Origin of the sequence: Desulfosoma caldarium, assembly GCF_003751385.1 — a bacterium.
In the GTDB taxonomy this organism is placed as follows: Bacteria; Desulfobacterota; Syntrophobacteria; order Syntrophobacterales; family DSM-9756; genus Desulfosoma; species Desulfosoma caldarium.
The window spans coordinates 187,208-206,171 of sequence record NZ_RJVA01000012.1; the positions used below are offsets into that span (position 1 = coordinate 187,208).

Below are 18,964 nucleotides of genomic sequence, written 5' to 3' on the forward strand. Positions count from 1 at the left end.
GGGGCTTCAAGTGGACTAACAATGCGCAGAGGCAAGGGTATCACACAGGGGAGGAAAAGGCATGAAAACTTCGATTACAAAAACCTTCTGGGTTTCAGCCATTTTCGCGCTGGGACTTTGTTGGACGCAGGGGCACGCGGTCGCCCAATCAACTCACGCCACGCCCACGGAGGTGATCAAGGACGTGACGGCGCGGGCGCTTCAGTTAGTTCACGATTGTGCAGGGAATGCGCCCGAAGACATCAAAGCTAGGCGCGAAGCCGTTCGAGCCCTCGCCTTGGAATATGTGGATTTTGAAGAGGCGGCCAAACGCACCATGGGTCGGCACTGGAGAAGAATGAGTCCGGAACAGCGTTCGGAATTCGTGCGTTTGTTTAAAGACCTTTTGTATTTTACCTACATCGGCAAGCTGGACAGCTACACGTGCGGTGAGGAAGAACAGATCCACTATGAAGGAGAACGCGTCCAAGGCCGTTATGCCTTGGTCAAGACGAGCGTGCGCTATCAAAACCAGGATGTGGCCGTGGAGTACCGAATGCTGCAAAGTGGTGGTCGATGGATGGTCTACGATGTGGTCATTGAAGGGATCAGTTACGTGAACAATTACCGGTCTCAGTTCGACAGCCTCCTCGTAAACCGATCCGTCGACGATTTTCTCGAAAGACTCAGACAAAAGGTGGCGGAGTTGGAAAAGAATGACCGCCTTGGGAGCTGAAGGCCATCGACGACGTCTGCGAGAACGTTTCTTAGCCGGTGGTCTGGACGCCTTTCATGACCATGAAGTGCTGGAACTTCTTCTGACTTTTGCCATTCCTCGGCGCGATGTCAAACCCTTTGCCAAAGCTCTTCTGGAACATTTTCACTCCCTTTCGGCCGTCTTAGACGCCTCGCCGAAAGAACTGCAGGCGGTTTCGGGCATCGGCGTCCATTCGGCCATGCTGCTGGCTCTCATTCCACGGCTCTTGGAGCGGTACTACAAGGATCGGTGGCGTTCGGTCGAGACCTTAAGTACGCCCCGAGAGGCGGTGGATTACCTCAAGGGGCATTTGGGTGCGGAACGCATCGAAGTTTTTTGCGTGCTGGCCCTCAACAGTCAGAACGGCCTCATTGCCATGGAGCGCCTTCAGGAAGGTACCGTGAACCGCACGGCGGTTTTTCCAAGACTGGTGGTGGAAGCGGCCTTGAAGCACCGCGCCACAGCGTTGATTCTGGCTCACAATCATCCTAGTGGGGATCCGGAGCCTTCCACCGCCGATCGGCAATTGACGCGTAAGCTCAAACGATTACTCCAGGAACTGGACATTGCCGTCCACGATCACATTATTCTGGCGGGGGACCGATACTATTCCTTTGCGGAAAAAGGGGAGATGGATTGATGGAAAGGATGATGCCCGCCGTGCTCGTTCAAGAAACGGCAGAATCCGGGGGCTGGAACACCTTGACTTTGGGCCATGTGCCCGTCCCTAGGCCCAAAAGCGGGGAAGTGCTGGTGCAGGTAGAAGCCTTTTCGGTGAATCGCGCCGATTTGCTGCAGCGCCGCGGATTGTATCCGCCTCCGCCGGGCGCCTCGACCCTTCTCGGTCTGGACGTGGCAGGGTACGTGGTGGAGAGGGGTTCCCCCGATGTGCCATGGAGCGAAGGGGATCGCGTTTTCGGCATTGTGGCTGGAGGGGGCTATGGGCGGTATGCGGTGGTGAGCGCGGAACACCTGCTGCCTATTCCCGAAAATCTGTCGTTTGTGGAAGCGGCGGCGGCTGCCGAAGTGTTTGTCGTGGCCTACACCACCCTGTTTGAAGAAGGGCGAGCCGAGCCCGGCGAGACGCTCCTGATCCATGGTGGTGGAAGCGGCGTGGGCACGGCGGCCATTCAACTGGCGAAAGTTCGAGGGCTCAGGGTGGCCACCACCTGTGGAAGTGACTGGAAGGTCGAAAAATGCCGCGCCTTGGGAGCGGACCTGGTGGTGCCGTACAAACGCGAAGATTTCGCCGAGGCCCTGTTGTCCTGGACCGAGGGCCGAGGCGTGGACGTGATCGTGGACTTCATTGGAGCGCCTTACCTTGAAAAGCACCTGAAGATTCTGGCTTCCAAAGGCCGCCTCGTGCTCATCGGCCTCATGGGCGGACACCAGGCTGCGTGCTCCCTGGCTCCCGTGCTCACGAAAAGAATCCGCATCATCGGTTCCGTGCTGCGCAGCCGATCCGATGCCGAAAAGACGGCGATTCTTCAACAGTGCCGCGCGCACGTGCTGCCGCTCTTGGAAAAGGGAACGGTGCGCCCCGTGGTGGATCGAATCTTTGCCGTGCAGGACGTGGAAGCGGCCCATCTCTATGTTCGGAACAGCCAACACTTCGGCAAAGTGGTGGTGCGATGGAAAGAGTGAACAGCTCAGGCGTTGATTTCAAAACACAGGGCGGGGGAAACGGCGGCCAGGACGGCCAGGGAAGCGCCTGGATTGCCGCCCTGGAAAAGGTTCATTTCGTGAGGTCTCGCCGCCCCATTCTTACCGACATCACTTGGCGCTTGCGAGCGGGGGAACACTGGGTGGTGCTGGGCGCCAACGGTTCAGGCAAAACCACGCTTCTTCTACTGCTTGCCGGCTATTTGTGGCCGACGCAGGGTTCGATCACCGTGCTGGGGCAGCGTTTCGGTACCGTGGATCTTCGAGAAGTGCGCAAAAAGATCGGTTGGGTGGGATCCTTTCTGCAAGAACACGTGCCGGCCCACCAAAAGCCTTTGGACCTCATTGTGGGCGGAAAGTTCGCTTCCATCGGCGTCGACGAGAAACCTTCAAAGCATGACATGCGCATGGCCGAAAGGCTGGCCGAAACCATGGGATGCGCCGCCGTTTTGAACAACCCCTACGGCGTACTGTCTCAGGGAGAAAAACAAAGGGTGCTCATTGCCCGGGCCCTCATGGCCGAGCCCAGGCTTTTGATCTTGGATGAACCGTGTTCGGGGCTGGATGTGGTTGCCCGCGAACAGCTTCTGGAAACCTTGGAGCGCATGGGCCGAAAGGACAACGGGCCCGCTCTCGTTTTGGTGACCCATCATCTGGAAGACATTGTGCCCGTTTTTTCCCACGTGCTGGTTCTGCGACAAGGCCGCTGTGTGGCGAGCGGTCTCAAGGAGCACGTGCTGACTGCCCCGGTGCTCTCCACAGCCTTTGACATCCCTATCGAAGTGGAGGCACACCGGGGCCGTTATTGGACTCGGATCGGCCTTTTATGAAGTTGTGAAATCGACGCGTCGGCCGTCCAGGGCGAAGACGTTGGTGCCGAGGGCGTGCCAAAGGGGTTGCAAGGCGGCCGTCCTCATCCCCATCGATGGCTCGGCCGGGATTTTATTCATACACCTTTTCTTCCACATCGTCGGCGCCGGCAGCGTCCTGTTCCACATCTCGCGTGAGGCGCGCCTCTTTCATGGCCCAGTATTCCTTGTACCATTCATGGGCGATGATGGTGGCCATGATTTCGTTGGTGCCGGTCCAGATGGAAGCCAGGCGCAGGTCTCGATAGATCCGTTCCACGGGGAAAATGGTCGTGTAGCCGATTCCTCCCATGACTTGCATGGCGTGATGGACCACTTTTTGGCAAGATTCGGTAACGAATTTCTTCGTTTCCGAAATCATGCGCCGCACCGTGGCTGCGGGCGCCTTGCGATCCACGGCTTGGGCCGTAGCGTGCACCATGGCGCGAGAGGCGTCCAGGAGCATGGCGGCTTCGGCCACCTGAAAGCTCACGCCCTGAAATTCTTGAATGGGTTTTCCAAAAGCCTTTCGGCGCGTCGAATACCCCGTGGCGATTTCCAAAGCCGGGCGGGCGGCTCCGATGGTCATGGCGGCTGTGCCCAATCGCTCGGGAATCATCATGGTCTTGAAGACCTCAAAGCCGCCGTGAATTCGACCCAAAACATTTTCCTTGGGCACCTTCACGTCCTTGAAAACCAAGCGGCTGGTCCCGCCGCCTCGGCACCCCATCAGACCATAGTGATAGGCGGTTTCCACGCCGGGGCCTCGGTCCACGATGAAACAGGTGATGCCTTCGTGGGGTTTGGCTTTGGGATCGGTGCGCGCATACACGAGGAAATAATCGGCACCTTCACCGCCTACAATGAAGCGTTTTTGGCCGTTGAGAAGGAAGTGATCGCCTTTGTCCACGGCCGTCGTGGTGGTGCCGAAAAAGTCGGATCCGCCCCGGGGTTCGGTCAAGCATTCAGCCGCGAAGATTTCCCCCTTGAGCAGCGGGACCACGTAACGTTCCTTTTGGGCGTCCGTGCCATGCAACACAATGGCATCACAGACCAGTTCCGCACCCACGCCAAAGGTGCAGGCGAAAATGTAGCCCAGCGTGCCCACCTCTTCCATGGCCACGCAGGTGCTAACCCAATCCATGTCGCGCCCGCCCCATTGTTTGGGGTAGCGGCATCCCAAAAGGTTTCTTCGGCCAGCTTCCTGCAGAAACTCCTTGGGGAAACGAATCCTGTCCGCATCCATGTCCAGGATCATTTGGCGAGGAACGGATTTCACGAAATCCCGCACTTCGTCCCGCCATTGCCGCGTCCTGTCGTCCATCAACCATTCGAACATGAATTCTCCTTCCGCAGCGAAAACATCTCTCGAAGTTTGTACTTCATGACCTTGCCCGTAGGCGTGTGCGGCAGCGCATCGACGAAATGATAGATTCGTGGAATCTTGTACTTTGCCAATCGAGTCTGCAGAAACGCGGTGAGGTCTGCGGCAGTGGGCGTAGTCCCCTTCGCGGGAACGATGATTGCCGTCACCGTTTCTCCCCAGTCAGGGTGTGCTGTGCCGATAACCGCCGCCTGGGCCACATGGGGATGTTCGGCCAAAGCGTCCTCCACTTCCTTGGAATAGACGTTTTCGCCTCCCGTGATGATCATGTCCTTGAGCCGGTCCACAATGAAAAGGTATCCGTCGTCGTCAATGCGAGCCACATCACCCGTGCGGTACCAACCGTTGTAAAACGCCTTTTGCGTGGCTTCTGGGTCGTTCAGATAACCCCGCATCATGGAATCGGCCTTGAGCCAGATTTCGCCCGCTTCCCCGGGTCCCGCCTGCTCCGTTTCCGACTTCATCACCACAAGGTCCGTTCCGGGCAGGCTTTTGTTGCCGATGGATCCTGCCTTGAGGGCGTGGGCCTCCGGAGGAAGCATCGTGCCCGTGGGGCCCGCTTCCGTCATGCCGTAGACCTGGTAGAAGCGGTCGCTCTTGTACCGCTCTTGCAGCAGACGCACGGTCTCCGGTGCAATGGGGCCTCCCCCGTAAATCCACGCGCGCATAGACGAGAGGTCAAAATCGTCAAAGTTGGGTATCATTTGAAGGGGAAGTAGATAGGACACGGGGGCTCCAAAGTAGACCGTGCAACGCTCCTGCTGCACGGTTTGCAGAAAATGGAGCGGGTGATATTCCCGAAGAAGAATCGTTGTGGCTCCCACATAAAAAGCGCCAAGAAACCAGTTGTTAAGCGGCGAAGAATGCCAAATGGGCATGGCCATGAGAAGCCGGTCATTTTCGTCCATCTTCAAGGCGAGAGCGCCCGTTATGGCGGCCATGACAACGCTTCGGTGCGTGAGCACGCATCCTTTGGGTTTGCCTGTGGTGCCGCTGGTGTAGAGGATTTCCGCCGTGGCCTCGTCTTCGACAGAAACGGGTGTGAAGTTTGGAGCTGCGCTGACCAAATCTCTCCAAAAGGGCCGATTCGGGACGGCGGCATCCATGGACACCATGGGCACGGATGAAGACAAGGCCTCAGCCACCGAGGCCAAGGAAGCATCAAAGAGAAAAATGCGGGCGTTACTGTGGTTCAAGATGTAGTCCACCTCAGGCGGTGCCAGTTTGTGGTTCACCGGAACCACGGCAGCTCCGGCTTTTTGCGCCCCAAAAAAGGCGAAGACAAAGTCCGGCGTGTTCTGGCTCATGAGCGCCACCGTGTCCCCTGGGCCAATGCCCTGAGCCTGTAATACGGCGGCCATGCGTTCAGCGATGTCCTTGAGTTCGGCAAAGGTGACGGTGTAGCCTTGGGCGCGCAACGCCTCCTTGGCGGCGAATTTTCGAGCTTGGCGATCCAACATTTCCACAAGATTCATGGAATCTCCTCCTTGGTCAGTTCTTGCAAGCGCTTTTGCAGCTTCTTTTGGACGGCCAAGAGGTCCTGTTCCAGGATAACGAGGTCCTTCATGCGATCGCGAATCTCCTGGAGTTTCTTGCGACCGTAATCGAGGCTCTTGCGAATCTGATCCACTTCGTCCATGTCCGTGTCGGCCATGCCAATCATTTCGGCAATCTCATCCAGGGAAAAGCCGAATCGCTTGCCTCGAAGTATAAGCTTCAATCGTGCCCGATCCTTGGGTGTGTAGACACGCTGATTGCCCGCCGTGCGCCGCGGCGTGATAAGGCCTTTTTCCTCATAGAATCGAATGGTTCGAGGGCTGATGTCCAGCTGAGCCGCCAATTCGGAAATGCTGAACACATGTTCGGTTTTCTTACGGTTTTTGCCCATTGGACTTCCTTTCTTCGCACTTTACGTTAACTGAAATTATAGTCACCTGTCAAGCCGTGAGATGTCAAGATCTTTAGAGTAAAGTTTTCGGTTGGACCACATCGGCCATGTTTTGACGCTCGTGGAAGGATAAAATTCCCACAAACGATCATGATCAATGGTCCCAGCTTATTCCATTCGACCTTTTTGCCGCATCCGACACCACGATGCAACCGTTCTGGACCCTGAACTTCTTTCCTATGGTGGCGGCCGCGAGCATGCTCAAGCTGCGACCTCACCTTGAGAATGATGCCAGCGGCCGCCGCCATGCGAGGCTTCACGTGGCGAGCATGGAAATCCTAGATAATCCCCTGTGTTTCTCCGTCAAGCTGGAAGCCCCCGTTGTTTCGCTAATTTTTCAAAGCCGGTGAATCAACTCACCGTCAGCGAATAACGGTCACCTTTTTGCGTCGCTTGGTCCTTAAGGGATTCTTTTTCGTTCGGGAGGGTGGGTTCGCCGATGTCGGCCAGGTCTGCAGGTGTTTCCACTCTGTAGGTCTTTTCCTAAGTGAAGGTCGAGTTGGTGTGGCCAAAGAGGCCGCTTGCAGCCGTTTCCATAAAGATGGGGCGAAGCAACTTTAGCTTGGAGATCCTCAAGTACGGGCGAAAGTTGAAGGTTTTTCGCACGAATGGGGTGATCCAGCTCTCCTTGATTCTTCCGGTTTCGAAGATGTCCACCATGACGCTTGCGGGCTCGGCCACGCCGACGACGTCAGCAAGCGGCACCTCGCCCTTGCCTTCAGGACCGGTCCACACGATGTTTTTCGCCACGTAACGGCTTATGCAGGAAAACGGCCACCCCCGCGGGGTCCTTGGCCGTCGCCAGTGTCAGAACGATCTGGCAATCGGTGAGCCCGCAATCGCCCATCACGAAAGGGCCGGTCATACCATGCCGCAATGCTCGTCGTTGATATTCACAAGAATCTTCCGTGGAATGTGGGGAAGGTCCACTCGGTCGTCGGTTGTGACGCCGCCACCACCATGGCCATGCGTCACTGTGGTTTGCCAGGCGACTTGGCCCTTGGTCTTCGGCCATGGTGGCGTCCCATACGGAATCGAATATCTTGGCGCCGACTGTTTCCCAATGCCATGCGTCGACGGATTTCGGTGTAAAAAGAGATTTTTCTTCGTTCGTGCTCCCTTGTCGCTTCATTTTGTTGAGGGACAACGCATGGTCATGGTGGTTCGTCCAAACGCTTTGGGAATCTTTTCCGGCTCCCTATTGCGTTTGTTGACATCATGGCGAATTATTGAGAAACGAGGGATTCGACGTCCACATCGCCGGTTTTCCGGCCAACAATGGCGTGATAGCAAAGCTCGTCGCCTGTGATTGAAAGTCGGTGGCAGTAGGGGGTTTCCTTGGCGATCTCGAAGTTGTTCTGGATCATGCTCTCGAGTGCCTGCCTGTAGCCGGATTGATCGTCATCGGAAAGAAAGCGGTCCCTGATATTAAAGGCCACCCAGGCTCCGTCTTCAAGCAGATTAAAGGCGTTGAGGAACCCTTTGATTGGGATGTCGTTGAAGCCGAGGGCCGAAACGGTCACCAGCGTGTTGAAGTGATAAGCTTCGAGGCGCGCTCGAATGTTTTCTTCCAAGTCTGCCAGGTTCAGGACGTAATACCGATCATAGACGCCGGGGCGGTCACGTTCGGCGGCTTCTTTCGCTTCGGGCAGAATGTCCACACCGACCAGCAGATCACACCCCATGTCTCTCACCTTTTCGCCGACCATGCCATTTCCGGCCCCGAAATCGAGCACACGCAGTTGGTCCTCGTCGTCGGCCGTTTCTTGGAGCGCTTCACCGAGCAAACTGCAGACCACGTTGTGGGAGTTACACTTGAGTTTCTCGTAGTAAATTTGCTCGTAGAGGCCGGGGATCTTATAAAGTTTACCGTAGTCATGGAGCCTGAGCTTTAGTCGGCGTCCGTTCTTTTCGACGTAGATCCATTCTTCGTCTTGATCCACTTGGCTTTCGAAATCCGGTAAGATGATACGGAATGGCTCTTGAGTCATGATGCCCTCCTTTCCACATCTTGGACTGCCTTGAGCGTAAAATGGGTTGATAGATTCGGCAGTCAGAAAATGACGTGTGAACTGCTTTCATTCGCCACGAATTTTCCTAAAAATACCAGGCGTGGATGCTTTGTCAAGACGAGAATTCAAATTTTTTTAGAACCAAGTGTTTTGTAACGAAAACGTCGCCCAAATCAAAAGACAACGTGATTCCGTCATCGTAAATAGATACGCATATCGTTGGGTTATAAAATAATCCCACGGAAATATTGAGGGGCTTCCTTTAACTCATGTATTATTGTTTTGCATTCAACGGATGCAAAGGTTCGGTGCCGCTCGCTTGGGCCGCGAATCGATGGCGTCATTTGATGGATCGCCGCTGGCAAGAACCGGATCGTGCCGATTGGGAAAAGACTCACGGTCCGCCGGGGCATGGCGGGTTCACGCCATCATGGCGTTGATATGGCTCGACCTTCAATCTCCGGACGACTCCTCGCTGCCATGAATTTTTTGGGTCATTCCACGAAGAGCCTTCCGAAATTGGCCGTGGTGAGTGGGTCATCTCGGTACATGCCCAAACCGATATTCTTGATCGATGCCATGCCGAGTTCCTGGTAGTCGGGCATTTCCACGTCGGGAGCGTCGGCCGGGGTCGTTTCCCTGCAGATTTCTATGGCCCTTTCCAGTTTCGCGATGGAAAAGTCGATGAGATACCGCAGAAACCCAAAGGAGTGCCGGATCATGTGGAACCCGTATTTTTTGCAAAGCGCCTGCCCCCTCTTGGCGTCCTGCAATGCTTTTTCCGTTGGGTGCTCCTCATGAGTCGTGCCGGCGCTTTGACACGTGGGCAGGTCGAGCATCATGTTGAGATGGGCCATGAGGATGTTGAGCAGGTTATGTGAGGTGAGCCCGTAATTGGGGTTGTAGTCCAGCCGCGGGTCGGCGATGGTAGGGTAGCCGGCGTGGATGCAGATCGTGCCGGGGTTCAAAAGCTGAGCCGTGCAAATCCCGAAAAGCACTTCCGCGTGGGTCATGGCCAGCACACCATTATAAGAGAAAGGTGCACTGATACCCGCAAGCGGCATGGCGGAAATGAAGACAGGAAGCCCTGCGCGAACCACTTTCACGAAATGCTCCGAGAAATTCTCGTTCACTGCCAGGGGCGGGCGGGTGAGGCAGAACACCACCATGATGTTTCCGCGCTGAGCATAGAGTGTCCTGGCCCGCTCTAGAGAATCGTCTGTGGTGACCGCAAAATAAAGCGGCTTGCTGCAATATCGGGCCATGATGTTCATTTGCTCGACTTCGTTCTTAAGTTTCACGCCGCGGCCCATCCCGGCCACCACGTCGCTGGCTTCGACGATCTCGGCGATACGACGCACGTGATCGGGGGTGGGAGTTAAACCTCCTTGACCCTTTTGGTCGTCGTAAATGTAAGGAGCGGTCCCGCCCACGAAGAAACTGTTTCGAGGCACGAAGAAATCGTCAATTCCCGGAACAGTCTTCAGGCACCGCTCCACCAGCGTATTCATCACATAGATCCGGCCGTCGTAAAGAACCGCTTCCCCGCTCGATTCATGGTTCCGAAAGACTTCAAGAATTTCCGGCTGCTTGCACTCGACACCAATATTTTCCAAAATCCACAGCGCGTCCTTATGGACCTGCAACAACATGTCGACGGTCCGCTCACCCAAAAGCGCTTTGGACGCTTCCACTTGTTTGACGTTCATTGTGGCCTCCTAAGGGTTTTAGGCATTCGGGAAAGCGAGGGCTTTGGGCTATCTTTACGTCAACCGTCCATCGGCGACGGTCGCTCCAAGAGGCGAAACAGCGTGGACTTCAAAACCGGCCAACGTTGTTGGTCGTCTTCTATGGAGACTTCCGGGCATTCCCATACCCTTGCCAAGATACGTTCGAGGGCGGCCATGCGCTCATCAGCATTCTGGTTCGGTATCGCTGAGAGCAGTTCCAAGGTCCTGTCGGTCAATAGCCATGCGACGTCCTTGCTTGGTTTGCACAGCGCGAAAGCTCTGGGAACAAGAATCAACAGCGCGTCGGTCCAGAGCAACCCGTCGGCCACCACGGCCTGGTTGAAGCGGCTGACAATCTTTTCGTAGCGTGAGCCCACCTGGTTGATGCGGGTGGCGTGTTTCCCTAAAGCCCTCACCGTCAGGGCTATTTGCTCTTCGAAGGATTCCGCCGAATTCCAAGGCCGGTACTGGACGTAGAAGTGATACAGGCGTCCCGAACGTGCTCCGATCTCTAAAAGGGGTAGCTCGATTCGGGGTTCGCCGTATGGACCTTCACCGGTGACCAATGCTTTCTGATAAAGGCAACGCCAGCTGCTTCCGTAGACTTCGTACCAAAGCCCCCAGTACGTTTCCGAAAAGGTTTCCCGAGCGATGGTGGCTGCCACCCCTTGGAAGTTTTCGCGTTCCGGGCGAACGAGAAAAAAGGGATATCCTTTCGCTTCCAATTCCCTGAAGGAAACCACCGCGCGTTCGGCTCCGCACAGTTGGCCTTCTTCGGCCAAAGCCTCCAGTTCCTCGAGGTTTTCCACCCGCGCCACGTTGTACCAGGAGACTCCTTCAACACGATGGACCAAGGGAGCTAGGTTCACAAGGCCTTCCACCAAAGTATGCGGCAAAGCGCGAAGGCGAATGTTCTGGGACCGCATAAGGTCGCCCAGCGGGCCAAAGGCCTTTTGAAAGACCGTATCATGCTGTGGAATGACCGCTGTGACCGGGGCCACCCTGGCAAAACAGGCGCTCACCGCTGTGGCCACGATCCGCATGGCCAACGGAAGCAACAGTCCGGGAATGGCCTGAAGCAGCCCTTCCCCTTCCAAAGGCGGCAGCCATAGAACGTGACCAACCGGATAGCTAAAACAATCCGCCATCTCCGGGAAATCACGAAACGCTGCCTGGGAGATCAAAACAACGCGAGCATAACGGCAACCATACAGCGCCAACTCGTCCAGAGCTTTGGGCAAATCCCTTCCGTCTGAAGCATCAAGGAAGATCAAGTTGTCTTTGGTCGGATCATAATCTTTTCGCAGGACGGGCAGATACCAGTTCCCTTCGGAAAAGAACGGACCGATCGACTTCGGTTTCTTTTCGGGATCGGCGCGTTCAAGGAATTGATCCACCGTGGTTCCGTTGAGATACGCCGCCTCCCACTGCCTTACCCGTTCGGCGCCGTAGAGAGAAAACATCTCCGAACGGGGCTGCAGTCGAACGAACTTGCTTTCGGGGTCGGGATCCACCGTCACGATGGGACCGTGGGCGCTTTCGCCGTAGACGCAGGAAGTGGCAAGCACCCGGCCGGATCGATCCAGACGCCCAGCCCAATCTAAACCCACGCCCCCGTGGGACCCCACAAAAAGGGCCGTTTGAAAGGCGGCGTTTTCACGTACACAGTGTTCGATGTCATCGCGAAGGTCGGACGCGTTCAACACGTCTGAGATGACTTTGGATGCAAGCCTAAACGTCTGCTCCAGGACTCGTGCGGCATCGTGCCAGCGCCTTTTCCAGGCCGTGATGAGGATTTGATTCAGCACCACGTAGAGGACCTCAGGGGCGGCCGCATCCCATTCGGCGCACAAATGCCAACGTCCGAAAGCGGGGTTGAACGGCAACTCGGTACCTGCCGAACCGCGAGGGCCGATCCAGAGAGCCGCAGATTCCACGTTTCGGAGGGTTTCCGGCAGGTTTTCAGGATCCGGGTTTTCTGTGGTGCAAACGATCAGCACCTGATCCTCCACGTCGCTCGGGACCTGAAGGTGACCATGGGCCACGCGAAACACTCCCTGGCTCAGCCGATTCCAGTTGGCCGCGACGTCCCGAAGAACCGCTTCGGCCGCCCGATCCAAGGGCACCAGCACCACTTCACCGCCTTCAGACATGTCTTCGAACAACTGCTCGAGCAGCCGACAAGGTGCTTCCGGGCTCGTCACCAGTTCCGAAAGCGGGTCCGATTGGCAGATGCACGCGGCGAGACGGCGAAGTTCTTTGTAGGTCTGAGCTTCTTCGGTGGTTGCCGCTCGCCTTTCCCAGGCACTTTCTTCATCTTCGTCGGGAAGAAGCACGGGAGCGCACACGGTGGTGTAGGCTTCCAATGCCAATCGTTCGCTTGCGGGGCTGGGGACGCGGGCCGGGCGGCTGCGGGCTACGGTGACGGACTTGGCTCGATTCCGTGGAAATCCCGCGTCCCGGTGCCCGTGAGCCACACCGAAGGCGTAGGCGAATCGATACGTGAAGACGACATCCACAAACGGCTGCAGCTCGTCATCCACGGAAGGCAACGCCACGAACGCTCCTTGACTGTAAAACCGGAACGGTTCGATGTCAGCCTGCTCGTGTGTCACGGCGCCGAAGGGAATACCCGCCAAATGAAGAAGGGCCATGGTTTCCATCACATCCGCCCGTCGCCGGTTGCGGGTTCCATAGACCAAAACACAATGGGTACCCGGATCGGGTTCCAAGCCCACCGTCGATATGTCCCGATAGTCCAGAGCCTTTCCGGAAGCCGACCAGCTGTTTTCTTCGAGTTTCATCGCCGCTTCGCGCCCGACCCCCGACGTTTCCATGTCATCAAAAACCACGGCAGCCTGGCAACCCACACTCCTTTCCGAAACCCGCCTGGAAAACTCTTCGATTTCCCCATTGTTCAACACTCGGCGAAGTGTATCGGGAAGGTCGACCAAACCCTTTGCCACCGCCGAGAGCCGATCGCCGGATTGAAGCCCGCTCTTGTGAGCCAGCCAAAGCGCTATCAGATGGCACGCAAACATGACAGAAACGGTGCTTTTGAGGGCGCTGTAGGTCACCTCCTCGCCGCTTAGAATGGGGATGACCCCACCGCTCTTTCGAGCAATGAGCGCCATGTCGGCATAAGGTTTTTCCGTCACCCCGATCATGCTCACTTGGTGCCGCGCCAGTTCCTTTGCGAAGTGCACCATGTCCGCGCTGGTCCCCGTCACGCTGAGCAGACACACCAAGTCCTTTTCGTGGTCCACGAACTGGGCCACATTTTCCACTTCCACAGGTCTCACAACATCCACCGGAATACCGGGAATCAGTGATTCAAAAACCGGTCGCACCATGTGTCCGGCGTTGTAGGAACTGCCCATGCCGGCCAGCACAATGCGTCGGAGCCCTTCCATTCGCCGGCCGAACCGGCGGCGAAGTGAGCGTTCGTGAAGGTGGAAAACCGGTGCGAGATCGGGCTCGGGAAGATACTGCTTTAGGGCGGCTTCTAACCGATCCGGGATTTCGTTGAGGTGCGTTTCATAAAACACCCGATGAATTTCACGGCGAGTCTGGATCGGATCCAGCCGCATGTCAAAGGGCTCTACCTCCGGGCGCGCTTTTCCAGCAAGATCCGTTATTCGGACCACCCAATCCGGCTGTCCGAATTTGACGACCCGGTCAATGGTCGCCACCAGTTCCTCGCCTTCCAGAGGAATCACCCGAACTCGGAAAGTCTCTCGAATCCGATCCTCTTCGTCGTCCAGGCGTTTTTTCTCCGCTTCCATGTCTTGGACAACCGATTTGGACTCGGCGTCCGCAGGGGCGAGCTGTCTTTTGCGAATTTTGTTTAGGCGCGCCAACTCCCGGCTTCTTTCGAGGATCAACCACTGGGGGAAAAGACCCAGTCCGGCGTTGACGTCGGACACGACCATGACTTCGCCGGTATCGGGCCGTTGCATGATGAAAAGCGGACGATCGTGACTGGCCACATAGAGCCGATGAGGGGCGACCACGCTCAGGGCCGCCACCGCCAGCTGTCCACCGGAGGACACCATCCGGCCCACCGCCTCGCGAAAGGCCATCTCGTCCAATTCTTGCGGACTCTTGCCATGGATCCGCTTGAAAATGCGGTAATCCAGTGACTGGCTCCGCAGATCCAGATCCTCCAGTCCCGCCTCTATGTGGCGCCGCATGGTTTCACAGCGGACCTTTTCACGCGAGAGCACATCGTAGTAATGTTCCCAAAGCAACGGCAGATATTCCGCTGAATTGGCACTGCGACGGGGCAATCCCAAATGAGTGAGATAGCGCAAGAGGCGCGCTTCGACCGCCCCGTCGAATTGACCGTTGAGCACCACTGCCCGATGCTTGCGGGTATCGAAGAACGGATGAGCGTTCTCCAGGGTGATCGGCGATTGCAGGGCCCATCGTCCGTGAGCGATCACGGGCGTGGCCAGGCAAGCGAAAACGTCTTCTATCCGCTTCGGCTTTTCTGGGCCGGCGGTGGATCCCGGGTCCTTGAGATCGATTAAATCGCTGAATTCTTCGCAGGCGTAGGCAAAAACGGCCGCGGCCGCCCGCCCGTACACGTTTAACGTCTTCTCCGCCCAATAGAGGTCCTTCCATGATAACCTTTCCGGCCACGGAGCGGAAGGCCAATGAGTCCCAATGAGCTTTTGGATTCTGGCGTCCATGCCCGGTGTTGTCCTGAACCGAGCCATGACGGCGGCGTCCAAAAACCAAAAAAGGCATCGAACGCCGTCTTGATCGCAGTCAGGCGGCAATTCTACCGTGATTCGGGACAGCAACCTCCACAGACTCTTGTGCGCCTGGTATTGGAACATTTGGGCCGGAGGTCGAAGAGCCCCTGTCCCGCCCAGGATTCGGTCCCTGATGACCCGTTCGAAGAGCGTGTCGAAACTTTCGAGGATTTCGGAAAGCGGCGCCAACGGAGCCGGTGAATCTTGATCGGCACTTCGCCGGTATTCTCGTTCGATCGACCGCGCAATAAGGATCTTGCATGCTGTCGTCGAGAGATCAAAGTCCCGAAGGAGTGTCTCAACCAGGGCCACAAGTCCCCGGCGTCCTCGAACCGGCCAAACCGGCGGCGGGCCGGGCCGCCCCACAAGGCCGGGCTGCAAAAAATCTATCGAGTGCTGCAACAGTTCTCGAAATGTCGGCGGTTTTCGATCGCCTTCCTCTGAAGCGCTCAACGGATCTACGGGCAGGGCTTCGAAAGCGAGAAGCCGACGCTGAAATTCGCGATAGGGCATGGGGCTTTCGGGAGGACAAGGCAAAAGGTCATGTAGGACGATTTCAGCCGGATTGGACCGGAGTGGCCGCTCCACCAAAGCATTTATCAATGCCGTAAGATCGCCCACGGACTTCACCGCGACCATCGATTCGCGGTCGTTGCCGAACACACCGACACCGGTACTGTCGGGTGCCCGGTAAATAATGGCCGACATGCCGGCCAGGATTCGGGTCAAGCTGTTTTCGGCTCTACCGAAATAACACACAATGCCGCACACTGGATAACTTTCCGATATGCTGTGCGTTGTCTTTGACTTGAACCGGAAGTCCGCGACCACCGTCGCGCCGGTCCAGAAAAGAGAGCCTAGACCATTTCATTGACCGATCCTGGGGCACCCCGAAAAAACCACGCAAAGCATGGGTGACAACCGGCCATCGGTTTCGGCTTAGATCAGCCCTTGGGCCTTGAGCCACTCCTTTGCGGCAACCATCGCGTCGACATGCTCCACATCCACCCGATAGTTGAGCTTGGTCATTTCTTCCGTGTTCAACTTCTCAGCCAGTTTGGCGAAAATGTTTTCCAGTTCCGGATACTTTTGCGCCGTTTCCTTTCGCACCACAGGCGCCGGGTTATAGACGGGAAAGTAGTTCAGATCGTCTTCCAAAACGACGAAGTCAAAGCCTGCGATACGGCCGTCTGTGGAAAATCCCATGGACACATTCACTTTTCCGTCACGAAGGGCCTTGTAGACCAATCCGCTATCCATCTTTATGATCTTGTCGGGGGGAAAACGAAAATCGTATTTTTTCTGTAGAGGCCGGTAGCCGTCGGGACGGGCGTAAAATTCAGCGTTCAGACCGAAAGTCACCTCATCCGGATGCGCCTTCACATAGGCCGCAAGATCAGAAATGGTCTTGATGCCTTTGGCTTCGGCATCTGCGCGGCGCATCATGATGCAGTACGTGTTGTTAAAATTCATCATCGGCAGCCACACCAGACCGTTCTTTTCCAGATCCTCTTTCTTCACCACGTCATAGCACTGTGCGGGGTCCGTGATGGGTTGCTTGTGCTTGAGTAGAGTAAGAAGTGCCGTTCCCGTGTATTCCATGTAGATGTCGATTTGGCCGGACTCCAATGCCCTTCGGGCCACCATGGTTCCACCAAGACCGGTGCTGTCTTCACATTTGAAACCATTGGCTTCCAAAAGGGCAATCATCATCTGCCCGAGAATACGCTGCTCGGTAAATTCCTTGGACCCGACGATGAGCTTCTTTTCCGCCGCACCGCTGAAAGCGGGGACGGCCAGTAAACTCACAGCAATTAAGGATAAGACCAATCTTTTCATAACAACCTCCTATGCTAAGTTGGACACATCACCTTGCCCTCCCTATGCCGACCCGGGACATCGCGCGACGCCGGCTTCTATCATGCCGACGGCGACGTCTTCCGGGCTTCGATCAGAGCTCCCTTATCCCAGGACATGACCTACGTTTTGATCAATCCCTTACTGACGATGACTTTTTCCAATTTGCTCAAGAGCCAGTTCGTTAAGATGGCTAAAAGCGCCGTAGGAACGGCACCCGCCAGCATGAGGCCCGGGTCCACAAGGGCGATGCCGGTGAAGATCAGATCGCCTAAGCCGCCACCGCCGATGAGAAACGCCACCGCGGCGGTTCCCACCATGACCACGAGCGATGTGCGGATTCCAGCAAGAATAATATAAATGGCATTGGGAATTTCCACTCGAACCATCACCTGCCATGGGGTCATGCCCATTCCTCGGCCCGCGTCCAGCAACACGGGGTCCACATCGGCCAAGCCTGCCGCTGTGTTCCGAATGATCGGAAAAATCGAATAGATCACCAGACCGAAAATAGCCGTTTGAACTCCGATCCCCAAGAATCCCATGGCGATGGCGATGATAGCGAGCGACGGGATCGTCTGGCAGATCCCTAGCAGGTTCAGGGTAATCTCCTTATAACGACGCATGAACCCTCGGGTCACCAAAATCCCTACAGGAACGCCAAGGCCGATGGCGATAGCCCCTGCTGTCACAACCATCTCGATGTGTTGCTTGGTCAGACGTAAGACGTCTCCGGGGTGGGTGAGCGCAAATTCAAAGAAACCTTGCTGCTGGCACCAGGCTCCCGCCACAAACGCGAACCCTAAGCCCATCGCCATCCATAAACGCCCCAAACGGTCTTCTTTGACTTCAACCGATTCGTTCATGCCACCGGTCCTCCGTCGCAAAGCGGTCCTCATCGCCGCCCTTTTCGTCGTAAGTGTTATCCATCGTCTGGAAGAGCGTCTTGGGATCAAGCACGCCAAGAAGACGTTTCTTCTCGTCGACAACGCACAGGATGCCCAAATCGTTCTGAAGCATCTTTGACAGGGCGTCCTTAAGGTTGCAGCTGGGAGGGACGGTCAGGGACATGGGCCGCACCACCTTTTCGACGGGGCCTTGATAATCGGCCACGTCGCGGCGGCTTACGTATCCTCGAAGCACGTCGTTCTCGTCGGTGATGATCACATAGTTGAGCTTTTCGCGTTCCATGTAGCGAAGGATATCTGTCGTCTTGTCGTTGACATGGCAACGGATGGGATCCCGAAGCATAGCCTCTTCCACCTTGAGCAGATTTAGACGCTTCAAGGCTCGATCCGTGCCCACAAAGTTCTTGACGAAATCGTTCTTGGGGTTTGACAAGAGCTCGTCCGGTGTTCCGTACTGTTCCAATCGACCGTCCCGAAGAAGGCAGATCCGATCGCCCATCTTGATGGCTTCGTCAATGTCGTGCGTCACGAAGATAATGGTTTTCTTAAGCTTCTCCTGGATCTTTAAAAACTCGTCCTGAAGCACCGCCCGATTGATGGGGTCAATGGCCCCGAACGGTTCGTCCATCAACATATACGGAGGGTCCGCCGCCATGGCCCGGGCAACTCCCACGCGTTGAGCTTGGCCGCCAGAAAGTTCCCGGGGATAGCGAAACCGAAATAAATCCGGCGGCATATTCACCAAGTTGAGCAACTCATCCACTCGATCGTCGATTTTCTGTTTGGGCCAGCCTAGAAGCTTTGGCACCACCGCAATGTTGTCGCGGACGGTCATGTTGGGAAAGAGTCCAATCTCCTGAATCACATAACCGATACGACGCCGTAAAGAAACCGGATCCATGGTATAGATATCTTTGCCGCCAACAAGGATCTTGCCCGACGTGATCGGCACCAGGCGGTTGATCATCCGCATCAGCGTGGTCTTACCGCACCCGGACGGGCCGATGAAGATGCAGATCTCGCCTTCCGGAATGGTACACGTGACGCCGTCCACGGCGGGGTGATTCGAACCTGGATAGATCTTGGTTACCCGCTGTAATTCAATCACCGATGCAACTC

At 56.2% G+C, this 18,964-nt stretch carries 14 protein-coding genes; 4 read left to right on the forward strand and 10 right to left on the reverse strand.

From position 1 onward, the window contains the following. Positions 1–61 precede the first annotated feature (61 nt). The 4 genes from EDC27_RS09065 to EDC27_RS09080 are packed head-to-tail and all read left to right on the forward strand — an operon-like array spanning position 62 to position 3,228. Positions 62–715: an MlaC/ttg2D family ABC transporter substrate-binding protein gene (locus EDC27_RS09065; RefSeq protein ID WP_123290302.1), complete on the forward strand. Its 654-nt coding sequence runs from the start codon at positions 62–64 to the stop codon at positions 713–715. Next, positions 696–1,376 (forward strand): RadC family protein, encoded by a 681-nt coding sequence (gene radC / locus EDC27_RS09070; protein ID WP_123290303.1) that lies wholly within the window; start codon positions 696–698, stop codon positions 1,374–1,376. Before EDC27_RS09065 ends, radC begins: the two co-directional genes overlap by 20 nt. Continuing rightward, positions 1,376–2,380 carry an NAD(P)H-quinone oxidoreductase gene (locus EDC27_RS09075; protein ID WP_211334839.1) on the forward strand — a complete coding sequence of 335 codons (1,005 nt, stop codon included), beginning with the start codon at positions 1,376–1,378 and terminating at the stop codon, positions 2,378–2,380. Before radC ends, EDC27_RS09075 begins: the two co-directional genes overlap by 1 nt. Then, complete coding sequence (locus EDC27_RS09080; RefSeq protein WP_123290304.1) at positions 2,368–3,228, forward strand: ABC transporter ATP-binding protein; 861 nt, start codon at positions 2,368–2,370, stop codon at positions 3,226–3,228. Before EDC27_RS09075 ends, EDC27_RS09080 begins: the two co-directional genes overlap by 13 nt. Positions 3,229–3,340: 112 nt before the next feature. On the opposite strand, the gene EDC27_RS09085 is transcribed toward EDC27_RS09080, so the two are convergent. The 10 genes from EDC27_RS09085 to EDC27_RS09130 form a co-directional block, all read right to left on the reverse strand. Continuing rightward, positions 3,341–4,585 carry an acyl-CoA dehydrogenase family protein gene (locus EDC27_RS09085; protein WP_123290305.1) on the reverse strand — a complete coding sequence of 415 codons (1,245 nt, stop codon included), beginning with the start codon at positions 4,583–4,585 and terminating at the stop codon, positions 3,341–3,343. Continuing rightward, on the reverse strand, positions 4,570–6,105 hold the full coding sequence (locus EDC27_RS09090; RefSeq protein WP_123290306.1) for a class I adenylate-forming enzyme family protein: 1,536 nt from the start codon (positions 6,103–6,105) through the stop codon (positions 4,570–4,572). Before EDC27_RS09090 ends, EDC27_RS09085 begins: the two co-directional genes overlap by 16 nt. Then, on the reverse strand, positions 6,102–6,518 hold the full coding sequence (locus EDC27_RS09095; RefSeq protein WP_123290307.1) for a MerR family transcriptional regulator: 417 nt from the start codon (positions 6,516–6,518) through the stop codon (positions 6,102–6,104). Before EDC27_RS09095 ends, EDC27_RS09090 begins: the two co-directional genes overlap by 4 nt. 543 nt (positions 6,519–7,061) lie before the next feature. Continuing rightward, positions 7,062–7,328: a methionine adenosyltransferase domain-containing protein gene (locus EDC27_RS09100; RefSeq protein ID WP_170161726.1), complete on the reverse strand. Its 267-nt coding sequence runs from the start codon at positions 7,326–7,328 to the stop codon at positions 7,062–7,064. 476 nt (positions 7,329–7,804) lie between these two features. Then, the gene (locus tag EDC27_RS09105) at positions 7,805–8,521 is read right to left on the reverse strand and encodes a methyltransferase domain-containing protein (protein ID WP_170161727.1); all 717 of its coding nucleotides are present in this window, start codon (positions 8,519–8,521) and stop codon (positions 7,805–7,807) included. Positions 8,522–9,084: 563 nt separating this feature from the next. Further along, entirely contained in the window at positions 9,085–10,299 is a 1,215-nt protein-coding gene (locus tag EDC27_RS09110; protein WP_123290310.1) for a trimethylamine methyltransferase family protein, read from the reverse strand. 59 nt (positions 10,300–10,358) lie between these two features. Continuing rightward, entirely contained in the window at positions 10,359–15,809 is a 5,451-nt protein-coding gene (locus EDC27_RS09115; RefSeq protein ID WP_148045721.1) for an SIS domain-containing protein, read from the reverse strand. Between the two features lie 210 nt (positions 15,810–16,019). After that, complete coding sequence (locus EDC27_RS09120) at positions 16,020–16,919, reverse strand: ABC transporter substrate-binding protein (protein WP_123290312.1); 900 nt, start codon at positions 16,917–16,919, stop codon at positions 16,020–16,022. A 140-nt stretch (positions 16,920–17,059) separates the two neighbouring features. Then, positions 17,060–17,803: an ABC transporter permease gene (locus EDC27_RS09125; protein WP_211334840.1), complete on the reverse strand. Its 744-nt coding sequence runs from the start codon at positions 17,801–17,803 to the stop codon at positions 17,060–17,062. Beyond that, positions 17,787–18,953: a betaine/proline/choline family ABC transporter ATP-binding protein gene (locus tag EDC27_RS09130; protein WP_123290313.1), complete on the reverse strand. Its 1,167-nt coding sequence runs from the start codon at positions 18,951–18,953 to the stop codon at positions 17,787–17,789. Before EDC27_RS09130 ends, EDC27_RS09125 begins: the two co-directional genes overlap by 17 nt. Positions 18,954–18,964: the final 11 nt, after the last annotated feature.

What these genes read in the sequence shown, in the direction of transcription:
- EDC27_RS09065 (WP_123290302.1), top strand. Translation starts at nt 62, where the DNA reads ATGAAAACTTCGATTACAAAAACCTTCTGGGTTTCAGCCATTTTCGCG.
- radC (WP_123290303.1), top strand. Translation starts at nt 696, where the DNA reads ATGACCGCCTTGGGAGCTGAAGGCCATCGACGACGTCTGCGAGAACGT.
- EDC27_RS09075 (WP_211334839.1), top strand. Translation starts at nt 1,376, where the DNA reads ATGGAAAGGATGATGCCCGCCGTGCTCGTTCAAGAAACGGCAGAATCC.
- EDC27_RS09080 (WP_123290304.1), top strand. Translation starts at nt 2,368, where the DNA reads ATGGAAAGAGTGAACAGCTCAGGCGTTGATTTCAAAACACAGGGCGGG.
- EDC27_RS09085 (WP_123290305.1), bottom strand. Translation starts at nt 4,585, where the DNA reads ATGTTCGAATGGTTGATGGACGACAGGACGCGGCAATGGCGGGACGAA.
- EDC27_RS09090 (WP_123290306.1), bottom strand. Translation starts at nt 6,105, where the DNA reads ATGAATCTTGTGGAAATGTTGGATCGCCAAGCTCGAAAATTCGCCGCC.
- EDC27_RS09095 (WP_123290307.1), bottom strand. Translation starts at nt 6,518, where the DNA reads ATGGGCAAAAACCGTAAGAAAACCGAACATGTGTTCAGCATTTCCGAA.
- EDC27_RS09110 (WP_123290310.1), bottom strand. Translation starts at nt 10,299, where the DNA reads ATGAACGTCAAACAAGTGGAAGCGTCCAAAGCGCTTTTGGGTGAGCGG.
- EDC27_RS09120 (WP_123290312.1), bottom strand. Translation starts at nt 16,919, where the DNA reads ATGAAAAGATTGGTCTTATCCTTAATTGCTGTGAGTTTACTGGCCGTC.
- EDC27_RS09125 (WP_211334840.1), bottom strand. Translation starts at nt 17,803, where the DNA reads ATGAACGAATCGGTTGAAGTCAAAGAAGACCGTTTGGGGCGTTTATGG.